We start from the raw sequence: 17,575 nt of genomic DNA, 5'->3' as shown, positions 1-17,575 counted from the left end.
ATTCTAAAAATTACAGGGAGCGCCTTTAAGGTGCCTATGGACGTCGCACTGCGGGTGGCTGGCGGGCCGGTCTCGTTTTCGCTTAGTACCGTCGAGCCTATCTGCCTGAATGATATTTGGGATCTGTTCAGTAGTCAGTTGAAAACAGTGATTGGAACGGGCTTGCCAGAGATCCCCCCAGGACCATGGCAGCAGATAATGCGCGTGGGGATTATTCCCTCGCTGTGGGTCACACCAGATCGCAACACTGGCAATACAAGCTCGTTTTTACAGCTCACGCTTGCAGAAGAACTGCACCTCGGCACTCACTACAACGCAGGACCTTTTGACATCACGATTGAACCGGATATAACGATTCTCGGCCTGATGATCGGCTATGACGGCGCAGGCGACGGCCTGACGGTAAAAGCACGCATCAAAACCACGGTCAGCAGCGGTAATACACTGCTCGCAACGGGCAGCCCGACACCAGAAAAAAGCAAAGAGCAACTGGTGAATTTCCCCTTCCCGTTGCCCGCCCAGAACTCTATCTCCTCGTTCGAGTTGAACTATCTTGGGATTGGCCAGCGAGTTGGTCCTACGGTGAAGCTTCCTGCCAGCGGCAACCCGATGGAGATCATTTTTAATCAGTTGGAAACCCAACTGGTGGGTAGCGATCCTGAAACCATTATTACCGAGCTGGCAAAAACATTTTACCAACCGGATCGCGATTGGTTTATCGCAGCGGATATGCGTTTGCGCGAACTGCGCCTGCGGATGCTGTTTAACGATCCCGCGATGTACGGCCTCGAAATTAGCATTCCGATGACCAGCCCGCCGTCGTTTTTCAGCGGCCTGCTGTTTGAAATCCTCTACCAAAAACTGGGGCCTAATCTGGGGGTCTACTACGGTGCGCTGAGCCTGCCTTATGGTATGAGACGGATTCCGCTGGAGGGATTTATTCTCATCCTGCCCGGTTTTTCCGCCTGGATTTATACCAATGGCGACTTTCGCATTAACGTCGGCTGGCCGGTCACGCCGAATAACGCGATAGGCGTTTCCTTCGATATTCTTACCGGCTGGGCCGGGTTCTATTTTGCCAAATTACGCAGTGGCGATAACCCCGGCGCGCTGCCAAGCGTCAACTACAACCCTATCCTTGAATTTGGTATCGGCGTCGCGGTCACGGCCGGGATCAGTATCAATGCCGGGCCTCTCAGCGCCAGCCTGGAAGTCAATCTCTCAGCCAGTTTCCAGGGTCTGCTGGCATGGAAAGCCAGCGGTAGCTCGATAGCCAATAAGCCGGATCACTACTGGTTCGCCGGCAGCGCATCGATTTCCGTCGTGCTGCAGGGCTGTGTCGATTTGGCTATCATCAAAGCCTCTGTGCTGGTCAGTTTCAGCGTCAGCGCTGGCGTTGCCTTTGAATGCGGTTATCAAACGATAATCCCGATTGCCGCTTCGGTAAAAGTCAGCGTATCGCTGAAAGTAGTGTTCTTTACTATCCATCTTTCTTTCCACACAACTGTCCATCACACGTTTCATATCGGCAAAGGCTCTCCTGCCTCGCTCAACGGTCCTCTTGCGCCAGGACTAAGTCCATTATCAAACAACTCGCAGGAATGGCAGGCGTTGTTCTCACGTGCTAAATCTCTGGCCGCGCTGCAACGTTCCCAACTGATCGATACGCTTCGCCCGCTGCACGACGTCCGGGAACCTCCGCGCTTTCGTGCCACACCGGCGCCGTGGATGCGCTGGCAGGCCGATGACATAACGCAGGTTGAGCTTGAGGTAATTTTTGTTTTACAGCCTACTGTTGTGTGGCAGGCGCAACACCCGCCCGTCGTCAATCTGATTGCCACGCTGGTGATGGATTGCCCTTCGCCAGACCAGCCACCGCTGGCTTCTCCCGCGATCGCCAGCGGTTACGAAGAGATGATCATTCGCCTGGTGAAGTGGCTGCTGACTTTCGCGCCGGATAACGGCGGAGATCGGCCGCTGTCAGTCACGCTGCAACAGGTGGCCGATATGCTCGGTAACGGCAGTGCGCAGCCTGGCCCGGAGTTTGGCGGCAGGAATGGGTTCCTTGACAAACTGAACGCCTTTTTTGCCTCTAGCCTGCGCTTTGTCCTCCGCGGGCTGGGTTCCGGAGAAGCGCCCTTTGATACGGCGGCTATGCTGCCAATGTTTGACGCATTGCATCTGCAGGCCAGCGGCATAGACATTGATTTCTCCCGCTTCAATCTGACCCCGAATAACTACACGGAAGCGGTAAAAATCTATTTTGATAATGTCGGCCTGGTAGGACCATCCGTCCCGGATGGCAAGCAGAAGGCCAGCCTGCGGGCATCAGATACCCCGCCCGACGGCCCAAGTATGGCCAGCTATTTGTTCGGCGATTATTTCCTGATGATTGCGCGCTACACCCTCTCGACCCTGATTGAAGATGCAAAGCAGTACGAAAAGCAGCAGGATACCGCACTCCGCCGCTGGGCCAAACGTGCGACATTGGCCGGGATGGATGCGCAAAATCCGCTAATCACTCAGGATGCGCAGGATCTCGCCTGGCTCACAGATAATCCCACAAAAGAACTTAGCGAACTGCTCGACAAACTGGCGTACTGGAGCATCGCCGGGTTTGGTTCACGCTATTTGATGTCCGGCCTGCAACTTCCCGATCCGTCTCACATTCCGCCCATAGTAACGCCAGACAACATAACCAGTCTGCCAACCTCTTCGCTGTATGTTCTTTCCGGGCAACAGTTTGCCGTCAGCGGCAGCCCGCAAGATGCGCAGGCCACGCTCAGCTTCACTCCCGGCCTGGAGGTCGACTGGTTACGTTTTGGGAATGGAAGCCCACAGAACGCCACAGCTCAGTTTACGGTGCCTGCCGCGTTACCGGATAACCCCGACCCTCACTGGATTTTTGACGCCGCACCTGCGTCACCCGCGCCGGTCGCCCCCGGTACATTGCTGATTCAACCCTTGCCCGGCGCTATCGCGGCCCCGCTCGGGTATCAACTGAAAAACAGCCTGGCCTGGCAGAGCCCGGACGCCCTGCGCACGCTGTTTATTTTCCCCCAGCCTCTGCTTAACCGCCTTCAGTCGCTGGCGGGTGGCACCTTACGCCTAGTACCTGAAGCCAGCAGTTACGATGATGATACGGACGATGCGCCAGTCAATGCATTTGGCTCGCTGCAAATCCGCCTGTCGCTGACGCAGGTGGCCACGCCCCAGGGCAAAACGCCAGGCTCGCCCTCTTCACCAGACCATGCTAAGACCGCGCCGATCTATCAATTGAACGGCACCGATGAAACAACCCGCGAGCTTATTTATCAGGCACTACAAAACGCCGATCTTTCCCACGCATCACTGCGACTGCTCTACCTGCCACCGGGTAAATCTGAATGGGTATCAGACACGCTTTCGCCGGATGTGCTGCTGGCGAAAATGAACCTGTCGACCCTGAATCAGGTCGCGCAGGTTAGCCTGATGCATACGATGATGCGGGCCACGTTTACCTCCGATAGCGATACCGCACGCCTGAGTAACGTAGAGAATTTCCTGCAGCTCGTCTGGGAACTGAGCGTCGTGCGGGCGCCAGGTTATTACCTTTATTACCAGACTGCCGATGGACAGGGATTACCGGATTCGCTGTTCGCGGATACCGCGGCGTCAAACCGTTCACCCAATGATCCAAACCAGCAGGCCGTGGACGGCACTTCCTCCGGCACTGCCGATTTTATGATAGTCGTCGATTTTGACACCCAGCCTGCCAATGCGCTGGTGCTAGCGTCATACCACAACAGCCTCTGGATAACGGCACAGCACGATCTCGCTGCCCTGAACTGCCGGGCGTATGACAGTGCCGGAACGCCGCTGTATGTCTGGCAATCCACGCTTGCACCAGGAAATATTGGCTTTACCGCCAGCTGGACCCCGGCTGGCGATACCTCTCCGACGGCAACAATCCCGGTGCATCATCTTTACCATTTGCTGCAGTACCGTATTACTGAAGCCAGCCCGCAGTGGCGTGGTTCGGTGTGGAGCCTGCCGGTTGGCCCGACGGAAAACGGCGAAACCACTTCGCCGGCGGCCACATGGCAGCTTCAACAGCAGGTGCCACTTCTGCCGTTCAGCGCGCTTCCTGGCACAAATCCTTATGCGCTTATCGGCCAGACGGTGAATCTGGCATTTCGTCTGTGTGATATGTATGGCAACCCGCTGACCGAAGGGCACAATGACAGCTTTACGCCGCTCTACAGTGACCCACTGATCGCGCTGGGAGAATGGCCTGGGTTGCAGAGCACTTTCTTCTTTGTGCCGGACACCACACAAAGCGCCTGTCTGCAAATCCGGCTGGCCTTTAACCCGGATATCGTTGACAGCGTGGCATCTCCAGGCAGCGACCCACGTGAACAGTGGCGCCGAATGGGGGATAAATACCGCCGCATTTGCCAGCAGCTGACGGACAGTGGAACCCAATATGCCCTGACCTGTAGCCTGCTTCAGGGGGGAGTACCGGGTGATTTGCAAAGTCCGTTACTGACGGCAGCACAACAGATTCTTGACTATATAAATGCCCAGGCTACAGGCAGCCCGGCGCATTACTCACCCGACGGCGAAATGCAGTGGTCGCTGGATTTCACGATTCCGTTTACCCTGCTGGCCCAGCAGGAACACGACATCGTGGCGATTGGCGTCAGCGCCCGCGCCTGGCGCGATCCCGCTCGCGTTGACAGCAATGTTTCGCAAAAGCTGCAGCAGATCATAGAGGTTACCTACCCACTACTGGCACAGCTCTCACCCGAGGCCAGTCCACAACATGATGGCGGAAATATCACGCCCTTTGCCCGCAGTTTCGAACAGGCTTTCTGCAACATTGACGGTAAGGGAGGCCAGCTCAAACTGGCGCAGCGCGCCGGGGTCCAGGTCGGAAGTAGCGGCGATGCCTCCCAGGAGCTGTGGTCGGTCCGCTTCGCCAGCAGCCTCGGATTCACTGTGCAATTCGCCAACGATCCACGCTATTTTGCGCTGCGTCCCCTTAATACCAGCCCACGTAACAGCCTCGTTGACGGCGTTCAGTACAACAACGTCGATATGGATGCCTGGGCAAAAAGCTTCTTCAACGCCTTTGATACCGTGATGTCTCCACAGATGGGCGTGGCGATTGCCAGGCTTGATGCAGCCAGTTACAACCAGCTGATGCATGCAAAGCAGCTGCTGGCAAAATCTATTCCTTCCGGGCTGGTGTCGGTGCTGCAAAAAGATATCGACAACGGTGGCGATGTTAGTGTCGCGCAGAAAAGGCTGGAGCAGGCGCTGCTGGAAAACCTGTCGAGTGCTTACATGGTGTCGACGGTTGTCCAGTTCCCAGCCGAGGTTGAGGTTAATGGGAGCGCCGATGACACCAGTCCCCAGAAAGCCCCGCAGCTGTATGGCATTCTGCAACAGCCTGCGGCAGGTTCACCGCTTCAGGCGGGCGATAGCAACAATCTGTATCAGTTTACGCCAGTGACGCTGGATCTGACTTCCGGCACGCAATGGGCCACCAGCCTGCTGACAGTTGCGAAACCGGGCGATCAATCCTTTATTTCGCTCCCACTGGAATACCAGGTCAGCTATCTGCAGCACGATTTTGCCGTGAGTGAGGAGCAGCAAGGTTACATCCCCAGTACCTGGCTAAAATTCGTACTCCCGGAAACCACACAGCTCACGATGCCGATCACCGATCTCACCTCGCCTCCAGGCAGGGTTGATATCCCCATTCCGCTGCCGTTTGAGCCTCCCTTGCCGGTATTAGCTTCACAGCAGGGTCTGGGCGTCGCGATGCATTCCCCCGCCGGTAGCCCTGGTTCACTGGCTGATGAAATCGCCCAGGCGTTGCAGTGGTGTTACCAGACTCAGCTTTCGCTGGATCTGCAGGATCAGGATGATTTCTATTTTGACGTCGAACGTAACGTACTGGCCCGGCAGCCGCTGAAGCTTAACAGCCATCAGCAAACCGGCCCGATCCTGGATGGCCTTTTCGCCGCTCTGGCACATTTTACCGAGGCCTGGCCTGCCCTGGCACCAAAGCTGGAAAGCCTGTTGCAGTTGTCCAGTAGCTCTGGCTCTCCCGCCCCGGATGCCGACGCGATTCTGCAGGAGTTCTGCAAGTTGACCAGCGGCATTGCCACCAACTGGCCAACGAACTGGTATCAGCCTATGTCACTGATGGCAAATGTGCGTGAAATCGATCACTTTTGCCTCAGTTTCAGCGATAAAACGCTGCAGCTCCGTGGCCGCACTGATGACGGCGGGCAAAATCCGGCTATCTGGCCCACGCTGCAACTGGCGGGGAATGTCCAGTGGGCACCAGACCGTAGCAAAGCCACAAAACAGGGTGAGTGGTGGCAAATCAACTGCACGTTAAAACAGCGACCGGACTTCACCACCACGGTGCTGCGCTGGGAACCTCTGGCTATTCTCACCTGCCAGAGCATCCAGTTCTCCGCCTGGAGCGTTCGCAACGACGAATTGTTGAGTGACGAAAAAACAAACACTTTATTTATCTATCAAACCGATACGCTGCGTTTTCCCGACGTGATGATTCCCCTGATTGAACGGGATAGCCTGCCAGCGGTTCACGCCGGGGCAATTAGCCTCGGCGTACTGCAACAGATGATTCAGCAGCTCATCACGCCGCTAACCAAAGTGGGTAATCTGGGCATCGATCCGGTGATTAATTTGCAGGTGAACTATGCCTGGCCATTGCGTCCCGGCTCGGACCTTCTGGTGGAGTCCCCGGTCCTGATGATCAACGCTCTGGAGATAAATAATACGTCACCGCAGCCTCTTGCCGACCAGATAGCAGCGGAAGTCTGGCAATGGTATCAGCATGCCGCGCTGCAGGCCTCAACGGCGGCCAGGATGTCCTTCTCCCTGACCCTGTTTGGCTCCGTCGGCGACCAGCAATTACCGCTGGTGCAAATCAACAATATCCCCGTGATTTTTGACTGAGAAACAAGGAAAGCCGATGGAAAGTGCCCAGTCGCTAGTTCAACCGCCCACCTTGCCGGCAAATTTCGCGGACTATTATCAGAGCCACGCCGGCGAAACCATATTGGTGTGCGGCTGCGGTAACTCACTCAACCAGTTGCACGACGCGGAGCACTACCTGACCATTGGCGTAAACGACATTGGCCGTAAATTTCATCCGGATTACCTGGTCGTGCTCAACTCACGCCATCAGTTCACCCCCGAGCGCTTTGCGCATATCGAGCAATCACAGGCGAAAGCGATATTCAGCCATCTTGCACTGGATATTGCGCATCCGGTGACGGTGCGTTTCATGCTGGGGCAATACGGCGGCGTGGAGATAAACGACCGTCATTCGTTGCCTTACACCCGTAACTCCACCTACGTTGCGGCGTGCCTGGCAATGTTCATGGGCGCTAAACGCATCGGTTTTATCGGCATGGATTTCACCGACCACCACTTCTTCGCACAAACGGGGCGTCACTCGCTCAGCCATGAACTGCCGAGAATCCGCCAGGAATACGCCCGGCTGGTTGATGCCGCCGCACGCCATGGTGTGGAGGTGGTTAACCTCAGCCAGCACAGCGCTGTCGAAACCTTGCCGTACCAGTCGCTTTCCGCTTTCGGCCGCCAGGCGAAAAGCACTAAATCCCTGAATATCGTCTCTTATGCCACCACGCCAGTTGTCGGAGTGCCAAAACTGTTGAGCGAATGCATCGAACATTACACCCCGCATCGGTGCCGCACCGTATGGGCGACAAACCACTATGGGAATGGCGTGCGGTTTGAGCGTGAAGTGGAGTGGGAAAAACAGCCGGATATTGCCTGCGCCCTGCTGGAGGCAGCCGATCTGCTGATCGTGCATAACGGTTTTACCGCGCCGCAGCACAAGGCATTGCTGGCGAATAAACCGGTGATCACCCTCGCCCATAATTACATCAGCAATGTCGATCGACAATTTGTCGCGCGCGGCATGCCCGGGCTGGTGGTAGCGCAATATCAGGCCTCGCTGGAAGAGTTCGCACAGTGGCGGGCGGTACCGAACCCGATGCCACTGTGCAATCCGCTCTTTGACGATGCCGAGAAAGAGGCCACGGTGACCATTGCTTACACGCCGAGTGTGAAACATGACGAGTACCCGGCCAATCATCGTTTGTACTGGCACGGCAAAGGTTACCAACGAACAATGGCTATCCTGACGCGACTGGCACAGCGCTATCCACTTCGTCTACTGACGCTGGAAGCCGGGCAGGTCGATTTTACACAATCGATGGAGATGAAACGGCGCGCGCATATCGTTATCGATGAGTGTGTCACCGGCAGCTACCATCGCAACAGCCTGGAAGGCCTGGCGGCAGGTGCTGTGGTGGTCAATGGTTTAGGGCTGAAACCCGATATTGCCGCCGTTTTACAGCAGTGTGCCCCTGACGCCAGCTCCCCTTTTGTTTGCGCCAGCCTGGATACGCTGGAAAATATCCTCAGCGAGCTGATAACACTTGGCCCCCAGCTCCTGCGCGAGCGCGGCTTGCAAAACCGGGCCTGGCTACAACAACACTGGGATTTTGCCGAGCAATGGCCGCAATTCTGGTTACCGGCGATACAGACGCTGTTGGGTAACACACCACCTTCTCTGCATCCACGGGCGCCGCTACTTCGTAACACGTCCACCGTGCCACATCTGGCGATGCCCGCAGAGCTCGATGATGGTGTGAGCATTATAGTGCCGTTCGCCGGAAAAACCCGGATAGCGGCATTGCAATGTATGCTGGCTGGGCTTAAACAGCAGCCTGACGTGCGCCGCGTGCTGGTTGTCGAATTGGATAACCAGCCTCATGCGCAGGCCGTTGCGACGAAGCTTGCCGACGACTACCTGTTCGCCTGTACATCATCGCCATTTAGCAAAGCGCGGGCTCTGAATATCGCCTTACCTTTTGTGCATACCCGCTACCTATTGTGGCTGGATGCGGATTTACTGCTGCCGCAAGATTTTATCCGCCTGGCCTGGCAGGAGTGCGAGGCGCGGCAACTCGACTGCCTGATCCCCTGGAGTACGATCAATTTCCTCGGCGAAGAAGAGAGCCTGCAGGTGCAGGCTGAACAACGTCGACCAGAAACCTGTTCGCCGGTGTTCCAGCAACGCAGTGGCGCACAGGGAGGAGCCGTGCTGGCACGGACCGATTTTGTCCTCCGCCACGGCGGTATGGATGAAACGTTTGTGGGTTGGGGGGGAGAGGATAATGCCTGGTTCCACAAGGCCAGCGTGCTGGGCACGGCGGCCTTCACCCGCGACACAGGGCGCCCACTCTGGCATCTTTATCATCCCCTGAGTGCCGGTTACTGTCGCCAGCAAGAACATATTGCCGCCAACCCACACTACGCGCAGAACGTCCAGCGGTTGCAACAACTCCGTACGGTTCACCATGGCACAGCTTTTAGTCAACACTTCCCGCCACCCGCAAAATACTCGGCCCCCTGGGACGGTAGCGTGACGATGGTTTGTCCGGTAGAGCACTCCGTGCTCGCGCAGCAGCTTCATGCAATGTATGGCGAAGCGCTGCGCGTGGTGACACAGCCGGAGCAACTGGCGATTAGCCCTGCTTTATCCTCCCCAGATACTGCACCCGATATTCTCGTTAAGCAGGTGATCAAAGCCATTTGCACTCATCATGCACAACGTGCCGCCAGCCCTACGACTGGCACTTTCCCCGAAACCTCAGTCACAGGAGCAACACGATGAATACCCGGTACCTTTTGCCTGCCAGCATCGCCGCACTGCTGTTTGCCTCTGTCAGTAACAGCTATGCCGATGATTTCTCTCAGGCAGCCGCCAAAATAGACAAAATTAAACCCAATATTCCTTACTCCACCTTTTGCTCCGCCACGCCCAAAGGTGAGGATAAAATGGCCTGTCAGATAGCCAGTATCCCTACGATTGCCCTGCTGGTTTGCCAGAATACCGACTATGACGGCAAGAGTTGCAACACGTTGATTAATGAGGAAGTCAGCAACCTGACAAAGGTGAAACAATCCGGGCTGGCGACGGTCGATTTTCGCCCCAGCCTGCTGACACCGCTCAACTGTGCCACTGAAAAGGCCAAAACCTGTACAGGTTACCTGGCCAGCTGGGTAAGCCAGGGTAAATTCGTCAACCTGGATGACGCTATCGAGGCAGGCACCATTGCGCAGGTAGCTGATGAGATAAAAAGTAATACCTCAGCAAAAGGGCTGGCAGCCACCCGCTCGGACCTGAAAAAAATTGCCAGTTTCATGACGCCAGGGGCGGATAAATACAGCCGCATTTGCGATCTGCAGGGCTTTTACCTGCGCAGCGGCGGTTTTTTGATTAATGATGTTCCGACCCTGTATGTCAAAACCACTCCCGCTCCGGCATGCTGGGATGGGATGCCTGACTGGCAAAAATCGCTGGACGGCATTAACCAGTTGGTAAAACTCTTGAATGAGAAGTGATCCCTGCCCCCGGCTAGCACATTTTGCTGAACGGGCATTACACCTTCCAGGGCAACAATGAAATTATTGACTTGGATGCACTGGTTGCGGGGCCGAAACTGGGGTGGGATATATCTGAGCCTAATGGTTTTCCCCGCAATCGGTCAGAGAGATCGCCCCGCACCACATTCTTAAGAGATTTCAGGATACGGCTAAACAAGGAGCACCAGCCGTTGCCATGAAAGCCCGGCGCACCGTTTCTCATCCGTTTTCGGCCTGGCAGCCGTCACAGTGCCTTTGGCGGCCTCCGGCCGGAACAATTTGAACACGAAAACCTCACTTAGGGCGGTGTCCCCATTACGTGGGTAGGATCACCTTTCGTTTAAGACTTAGCGCGGCGAATCTACGGCCTTTGCATTACGCAATGTGAGCCAACTTCAAAATGAGTACCAATAAAGAATCATATTAATTAAATAATTATAATCAATACATTATGATTTAAATAACGGTTCAACGTCTGATTTCCCTTCCGGCAACGGGACATCTCCGGGGGTTCTGTTAATCACGCCTGAAACATAAAATCCACGCCATGGCGTGGATTTTATGTTGCATCGCATCTCAGATGACATCGTTAAAGCGCAGCTAAAGTTGAGTACTCCAGTGAGTTCAATAACGGCAGAAGCGACAGACGCAGAATGACTTGCATAGCCAGTCTCTCAAAGTAAAAGCCAACAACAAAAAAGTGGATGCAAACCTAAGCCCCTTTCCGGGAGGCTTTAAGCGCCGACGGTTTTCAGGCCTGCCGCCGGTACAGTGCAAGCCCGGTAGCCATGCAGGCCAGCGTTGCCGCACTGATACGATTCATCCATGTCAGATAGCGGACTGACAGGTAACGTGCGGCGTAATAGCCAGCCATGGCGTAGCACGCCATAATAACGACATCAATCATAACGGTCAGCAATGCAAAAGAGACATACTGGGGTATAGCAGGTTGTGTCATGTCCAGAAATTGCGGCAGAAATGCGCCAAAAAATAACAGTCCCTTGGGGTTAGACAGCGCGGCAAACAGGCTCCGGATAAATGCTGAGTTTCCGTACGTGATATGAGGATGAGCAGCGTTTACTTCCGTAGAAAGTCGAGATGAAACCTTTGCCCGGAAAAGAGATACGGCCAACCACAGGAGATAAATCACCCCCACCCATTTGACCACGCTGAAAAGTGTTTCCGATGCCACCATGACGGCTCCGAGGCCAAGCGCGGCAGCGCCGATCAGTATGATATCTGAACATGCAGCCCCCAGTATTCCCATGCTAATCACTTTTACCCTCCTGGTTGTCCCGTTTGAAAGCGCCAGCAGCATGGTAGGCCCCGGAATAATGGTGACGGCCAGAGAGGAAACAGCGTAGAAAATCAGTGTGTTTATCATATGGACTCCTTGTCCCAAAGAGGGGGGTTGCACTACAGCAAAAGGTTCTACTTTAATGCTTGTACTATTAAGCTAGTTTTATGGAACGGATTGCCAAAATACCACAGAATACCGAAACAGGTGACGTGATATTTTTCCATATTGATTTAATGACGGAGTGATAGCGGATGATTCATTTATCAGGTCTAGAAAAAGACCGGAAATGATAAATTATTTAACGAGATCAAATACAATACCGTTCTCTTTGCTGACGACTTTGGCAATATTTCTGCACTATCAAAGATGAGTTATCCGGCGTGTTTCCCTCGCACCCCACTGCATTATTTTGTCCATCGCCCTTCACCACCGCAACTTAATCCTGCCGGTGCACAAGCATAGCCAGCGTTGTCGCCCACCCGCCATGACACAATCATGCTCTCTCTTTAACCCCGAAATACACTTAAGGGATAAGGTAATCGAAAGATGGCGAGCTATTTCTTTTCTCTTCCTGACATCTATTTTGGTGACGACGCGATCCACACATTGCAGCGCCTGAACCATAAAAATGTGGCCATTGTGACTGACAGTTTTATGGTGACATCCGGTAAAACACGCTACCTGATTAATGAAATGCCGCAGGCCAGCGTCTCGATTTTCAGCGACGTCAAACCCGATCCCAGCGTGGAGATCCTGCAGGTTGGCGCCACCCAGTTTAAAAGCTTTAAGCCCGACGTCATCATCGCCCTGGGCGGCGGCTCTTCTCTGGATGCCGCCAAAGGCATTAAGGTGACGCTGGAAGAGTACCTGCCCGGCCACGCCATCGAGCTTATCGCCATTCCGACCACCAGCGGTTCCGGTTCTGAAGTGACCGCCTATGCCATTATCTCCGACCCGCAAAACGGCCGTAAATATCCTCTGATCGCCGAAGCTCTGGTCCCGGACTGCGCCATTCTCGACCCGAATCTGGTGCTGTCCGTTCCCCGTCAGGTTGCCGTAGATACCGGCATGGACGTACTGACCCACGCCATCGAGGCGCTGGTATCCACCGGGGCAAATGACTTTAGCGACGCGCTCGCCGAAAAAGCCATTGCGCTGGTCTGGCAACACCTGCCCGAGGTGTTTGACGATGAGCACAATATTGCGGCGCGGGGCCATATGCACAACGCCTCCTGCATGGCCGGCATGGCGTTTAACTCGGCAGGACTGGGCTTAGTGCACGGCATGGCGCACGCCATCGGCGGGATGTTGCATATTGCGCACGGCAAAATTAACGCCATGCTGCTGCCCCTCATTATTGAACACAATACCCGACACGCCCCACGTGCGCGGATGAGATATTTGAAATGCGCCGCCATCATGGGTATCCACGGCGAAACGCCAGACCACACCCTGCGGGCGCTGACAGCCAGCATCCGCGAGATGAATCAGCGGTTTGGTATTCCCTCCACGCTGCAGGCGCTGGGCAACGCACCAGCGGAAGTGGAATCTCTGCGCCAGGCGCTGATCGCCGCCACCCTGGCGGACGGGTGCACGCTCACTAATCCCTGTCGCCCCAGCGCTGCGGATGTCGACCGTCTGCTGAGCGCCATCGCCAGCTAAATCTGGACAAGATTGTCCTGCCTGCGACGGACCGTCAAAAAAGTCCTGCGTAACCGCAAAAAGGCCAGCGCGGGACTGAATATGCTGGTACCGCTCTTTTCATCACTTTCAGGTTGTTGACGCTATGAATGACACCCAGCAGCAAGCCGAATGGATCGCCCGTGAAATCCTTCAGGAACTTAAGACCCGTGGCCCGGGCGCAATACGCGGTGAATACCGCGCCGCCCCGACGTTAAGCATCCCCGTTGGCATCTCGAACCGTCACGTTCACCTGAGCCGGGAAGATATGGACGTCCTGTTTGGCTATGGTTCCACCCTCACCCGCATGAAAGCGGTCAAACAGCCGGGCCAGTATGCCGCCGAAGAGACGGTGACGCTGCGCGGGCCTAAAGGAGAGCTCACGAAGGTGCGGGTCCTTGGCCCATTGCGCAGCGCCACCCAGATTGAAATCTCCGTCTCCGACAGCTTCACCCTCGGCGTCAAGGCGCCGGTCAGAATGTCTGGCGATCTGCAGGACTCGCCGGGGATCGAGATTATCGGCCCGCGTGGACGGGTCAGCAAAACCGACGGCGCCATTGTCGCCTGGCGACACATTCATATTTCACCTGCCGAGGCCGAACAGCACGCCCTGCGCGACGGCATGGAAATTGACGTGCGTATCGACGGCTATCGCGGCGGGATTCTCAGCCACGTGGTGGTCCGGGTAAGCGCCGATGCGGTACTGGAAATGCATGTTGATGTTGAAGAGGCCAACGGCTTTGGCTTACGCAACGGCGATTGCGTCACACGCGCCGTCATGGAACGCCATCATGACTGACCGCGCCATGCCCGGTTGCTGAGGAGGATCACCATGGATGCACAGCAACTCTCGCAGCACCTCGACAGCCTGATTGCCGACATGCTGGCTCAACGCCGGCGGCGGCTACAGACCCACGATAAGGTCATGCGGGTGGTCGTCAGCGGGGAGGATCTCACCGCGCTCCCAACGACGCTGGATTGCCTGACGGCGCTGGACCGCAGCGGCTATCTGCTGGTCATGACCTTTTCCCATAGCGCCATGCAGGCGTCGCTGCCCGCATCCTGTCTGGCGGCGCTGGCGCGTCGTGGCGTCGACGCGCTGTGCGACAACCGGGACCCCGGGCAAACGGAAGCCGCGTTCTCCGGCCTGTATCTGCCTTCGTTGTCCAGCAACAGTCTGAGCAAAATCGCGTTAGGTATTCGTGATAACCGGGTGTGCCGCTGGGCGTTTCACGCCCTGAGCCGGAATACCCCGACCATCGTCACGCTCAATGCCGAGTGCCGGGACGACGGCACCAGCCTGCTCCCGCCGGCCTTACGGGCACGGCTGGCCAGTTACGTCGCCACGCTCGGGGAGTACGGCATCACGGTGATTGGCCGCCCCATGGCGAAGCGCGAGCCCGGCCCTGCAATGCCGGCCGGTAAAGCGCTGCTCACGCTCAGCGATGTGCGCCAGCATCCCACCGGCGCGGTGCTGTCCATCGGACCGCGGACGCTTATCACTCCCGCCGCGCGCGATGCTATTCGCGACCGGGGCATTGTCATTGCGCAGGAACCGCAGGAGGAAATATGTATCTGGCAAAAGTAACCGGGGCGCTGGTTTCAACCACCAAACATGCCTCGCTCAACGGCGCGAAATTACTGATTGTCGCCCGCCTGGATGAACACTATCAGCCCACCGGCACGGCACAGGTCGCCGTCGACTTTGTCGGCGCGGGAAATGGCGAAACGGTGATCGTCACCACCGGCAGCTCCGCGCGGATGACCACCAGCAAAGAGCATTCCGTCATTGATGCCGCCGTGGTCGGTATCGTCGACTCGCTCGATCTGAACGCCCTGTAAGCGCCACGGAGGAGACACCATGCGCCCCACCCCGGATGCCGATCTCGATCGCTGTATCAATGAGGCGATTACCCGTCAGTTAACCTCGCCTCCGGCCTCGCTGAGCCTGACGGATGCGGCCTCTCTGGCCCGCTATGCCGAAGCCGCCGCGAACGAGCTGCACGTGCCCATCGTTTTCAGCCTGGTGGATGCCCACGGCCTGCAGCGTTACTTCTTTAGTCAGGATAACGCTCTGCTGATCAGCCATACCCTGGCGACGCAAAAGGCGTGGAGCGCGGTCGCTCTCAGAATGCCGACCCAGCAGCTCGCGGGCGACGTACAGCCCGGTGCCAGCCTGTATGGTCTGCAGCACGCGCAAGGTCTCTGCTGCGTTGGCGGTGGGCTGCCCTGCTGGTCGGGTGGCGTCTTGCTCGGCGCTATCGGGATCAGCGGTGGGAGCGTCGAGGAAGACATGACAATTGCCACCCAGACCCTGGCGCGTTTTAGCCGCGAGCGGTTTTCACTCACACCATTCAATGAATCTTTCTAAACAACACAGCTACAGCAGGGGTCTTTATGTCGTCAGCGTCACTGGTTCTGGTTATCAACTGTGGGTCATCGTCCCTTAAGTTTTCCGTTATTCCGCGCAACCAGCACACCCCGGTGCTCTCCGGGATCGCGGAGAAGCTCGGTCTACAGGACGCCAGCATCACCTTTAAAGATGCGGCGGGAAATAAAACCAGCGAGGCGCTTCAGGGCGCCAGCCATAACTGCGCGCTGCAAGCGCTGTTCGTCCGGCTCGACGCGCTGGCGCTGCTGCCGGATGTGGGCGCCATCGGCCATCGGGTGGCACACGGCGGGAGTGATTTCAAGCACTCGGTGCGCCTGACGCCGACGGTCATCGAGCGGATCCGCGAACTATCGGCGCTGGCACCGCTGCACAATCCAGCCAACCTGATAGGGATTGAGGCGGCGATGGCGCTGCTCCCCGAACTGCCGCAGGTTGCGGTATTTGATACCGCCTTTCATCAGACGCTGCCGCCGGAAGCCTACACCTACGCCATTCCGTTGACCTATTTACAGCAGCTGCAGGTCAGGCGCTACGGCTTTCATGGCACGTCTCACCGCTTTATCGCCGCCGAAGCCGTCGAGCGCCTGGGACTGGATCCCACTGACCACGGCATTCTGATCGCCCATCTCGGCAATGGCTCGTCGGTCTGCGCGGTCAAAAACGGCCACAGCGTGGATACCTCGATGGGCATGACGCCGCTCGAGGGCCTGGTGATGGGAACCCGCTGCGGCGACCTGGATTTAGGCGCCGCGGCCTATATCGCCCGCTGCACCGGACAGACAATCGAATCGCTGTACAACATGGCCAATAACGAAGCCGGACTGTTTGGCCTGTCGGGTCTTTCCAGCGATTGCCGCACGTTACAGGAGGCCCGCAGCCACGGCGATCCCCGGGCAACCCTGGCGATTGATGTCATGGTTCACCGTCTTGCCCGCCATCTTGGCGCCCATCTTGCCTCCCTGCATCGCTTCGACGCCCTGATCTTTACCGGCGGTATCGGGGAAAACTCAGCGCTGGTGCGCGAGCTGACCGCCGAGCGGCTGGCGATCTTTGGGGTGCAGCTCGACCCGGACAGCAATGCGCAAATGGTCGGCGGTCGGCAGGGGATCATTTCGCGCCCGGAGTCGCCGGTTGTCGCGGTGATCCCCACCAATGAAGAGCAGATGATTGCGCAAGATGCGGCGGCGCTCGCCCCGCAGCTGGAAGGCGCCGCCTGAGCGTTTTCCGTCCTTGTCATTCGGGGAGGATTTTATTGTCCAGCCGAAAAGCGGAAAACAAGAAAGTCTCTCTGACGGGCAAAACATTTTGTCCATCGCGCAATAACATCGTAGTGCATGAATTTATTAAGTCGATGAACTCAACCGCTGTGGTTATTTCATGACTTACTTTTACTCTCACCTGGAAATATTGAGGTCGTTATGCAACAAGAAGCATTAGGTATGGTTGAAACAAAAGGTCTGGTATCCGCAATTGAAGCCGCAGATACCATGGTGAAATCCGCCAACGTGACCCTGGTTGGTTATGAAAAAATTGGTTCTGGCCTGGTGACCGTAATGGTTCGCGGCGACGTCGGAGCAGTAAAAGCGGCCACGGATGCAGGCTCAGCGGCAGCCACTAAAGTGGGTGAACTGGTCTCCGTACACGTTATTCCACGCCCGCATATCGAAGTGGAAAAAATCCTGCCGAAAGCGATCAGTTAATAAAGCCAGAGGATA

At 56.5% G+C, this 17,575-nt stretch carries 11 protein-coding genes; 10 read left to right on the top strand and 1 reads right to left on the bottom strand.

Features of this window, described 5'->3' with window-relative positions:
• Positions 1-36: 36 nt before the first annotated feature.
• Genes HF679_RS03550 through HF679_RS03540 form a run of 3 tightly spaced genes read left to right on the top strand, consistent with a single transcriptional unit; the run spans position 37 to position 10,467 of the window.
• Positions 37-6,981: a hypothetical protein gene (locus tag HF679_RS03550; RefSeq protein WP_187042620.1), complete on the top strand. Its 6,945-nt coding sequence runs from the start codon at positions 37-39 to the stop codon at positions 6,979-6,981.
• 16 nt (positions 6,982-6,997) lie between these two features.
• Positions 6,998-9,736: a glycosyltransferase gene (locus HF679_RS03545; protein ID WP_187042619.1), complete on the top strand. Its 2,739-nt coding sequence runs from the start codon at positions 6,998-7,000 to the stop codon at positions 9,734-9,736.
• A complete protein-coding gene (locus HF679_RS03540; protein ID WP_123754788.1) occupies positions 9,733-10,467 on the top strand; it encodes a hypothetical protein in 735 nt (244 codons plus the stop codon). Before HF679_RS03545 ends, HF679_RS03540 begins: the two co-directional genes overlap by 4 nt.
• 772 nt (positions 10,468-11,239) lie before the next feature.
• On the opposite strand, the gene HF679_RS03535 is transcribed toward HF679_RS03540, so the two are convergent.
• A complete protein-coding gene (locus tag HF679_RS03535) occupies positions 11,240-11,872 on the bottom strand; it encodes a LysE family translocator (RefSeq protein WP_187042618.1) in 633 nt (210 codons plus the stop codon).
• A gap of 462 nt (positions 11,873-12,334) precedes the next feature.
• On the opposite strand from HF679_RS03535, the gene HF679_RS03530 reads away from it, so the two are divergent.
• The 7 genes from HF679_RS03530 to grpH all read left to right on the top strand — a co-directional run bounded on the left by HF679_RS03530 (position 12,335) and on the right by grpH (position 17,560).
• Positions 12,335-13,450 (top strand): 1-propanol dehydrogenase PduQ, encoded by a 1,116-nt coding sequence (locus HF679_RS03530; RefSeq protein WP_187042617.1) that lies wholly within the window; start codon positions 12,335-12,337, stop codon positions 13,448-13,450.
• Between the two features lie 124 nt (positions 13,451-13,574).
• Positions 13,575-14,267 carry a phosphate propanoyltransferase gene (gene pduL, locus HF679_RS03525; RefSeq protein WP_187042616.1) on the top strand — a complete coding sequence of 231 codons (693 nt, stop codon included), beginning with the start codon at positions 13,575-13,577 and terminating at the stop codon, positions 14,265-14,267.
• A gap of 33 nt (positions 14,268-14,300) precedes the next feature.
• Complete coding sequence (locus tag HF679_RS03520) at positions 14,301-15,056, top strand: hypothetical protein (RefSeq protein ID WP_187042615.1); 756 nt, start codon at positions 14,301-14,303, stop codon at positions 15,054-15,056.
• Positions 15,038-15,310: a EutN/CcmL family microcompartment protein gene (locus tag HF679_RS03515; protein ID WP_123754793.1), complete on the top strand. Its 273-nt coding sequence runs from the start codon at positions 15,038-15,040 to the stop codon at positions 15,308-15,310. Before HF679_RS03520 ends, HF679_RS03515 begins: the two co-directional genes overlap by 19 nt.
• A 19-nt stretch (positions 15,311-15,329) precedes the next feature.
• Entirely contained in the window at positions 15,330-15,839 is a 510-nt protein-coding gene (locus HF679_RS03510; protein WP_123754794.1) for a GlcG/HbpS family heme-binding protein, read from the top strand.
• Between the two features lie 26 nt (positions 15,840-15,865).
• Positions 15,866-17,077, top strand: a complete 1,212-nt coding sequence (gene tdcD / locus HF679_RS03505; RefSeq protein WP_187042614.1) for a propionate kinase — start codon at positions 15,866-15,868, stop codon at positions 17,075-17,077.
• Positions 17,078-17,278: 201 nt separating this feature from the next.
• The gene (gene grpH / locus HF679_RS03500; protein ID WP_123754796.1) at positions 17,279-17,560 is read left to right on the top strand and encodes a propanediol utilization system shell hexameric protein GrpH; all 282 of its coding nucleotides are present in this window, start codon (positions 17,279-17,281) and stop codon (positions 17,558-17,560) included.
• Positions 17,561-17,575: the final 15 nt, after the last annotated feature.

The sequence above is a fragment of the Enterobacter sp. JUb54 genome (genome assembly GCF_014298075.1).
Lineage (GTDB): Bacteria > Pseudomonadota > Gammaproteobacteria > Enterobacterales > Enterobacteriaceae > Klebsiella > Klebsiella lignicola.
This window is presented reverse-complemented; position numbering and strand designations above follow the sequence as displayed.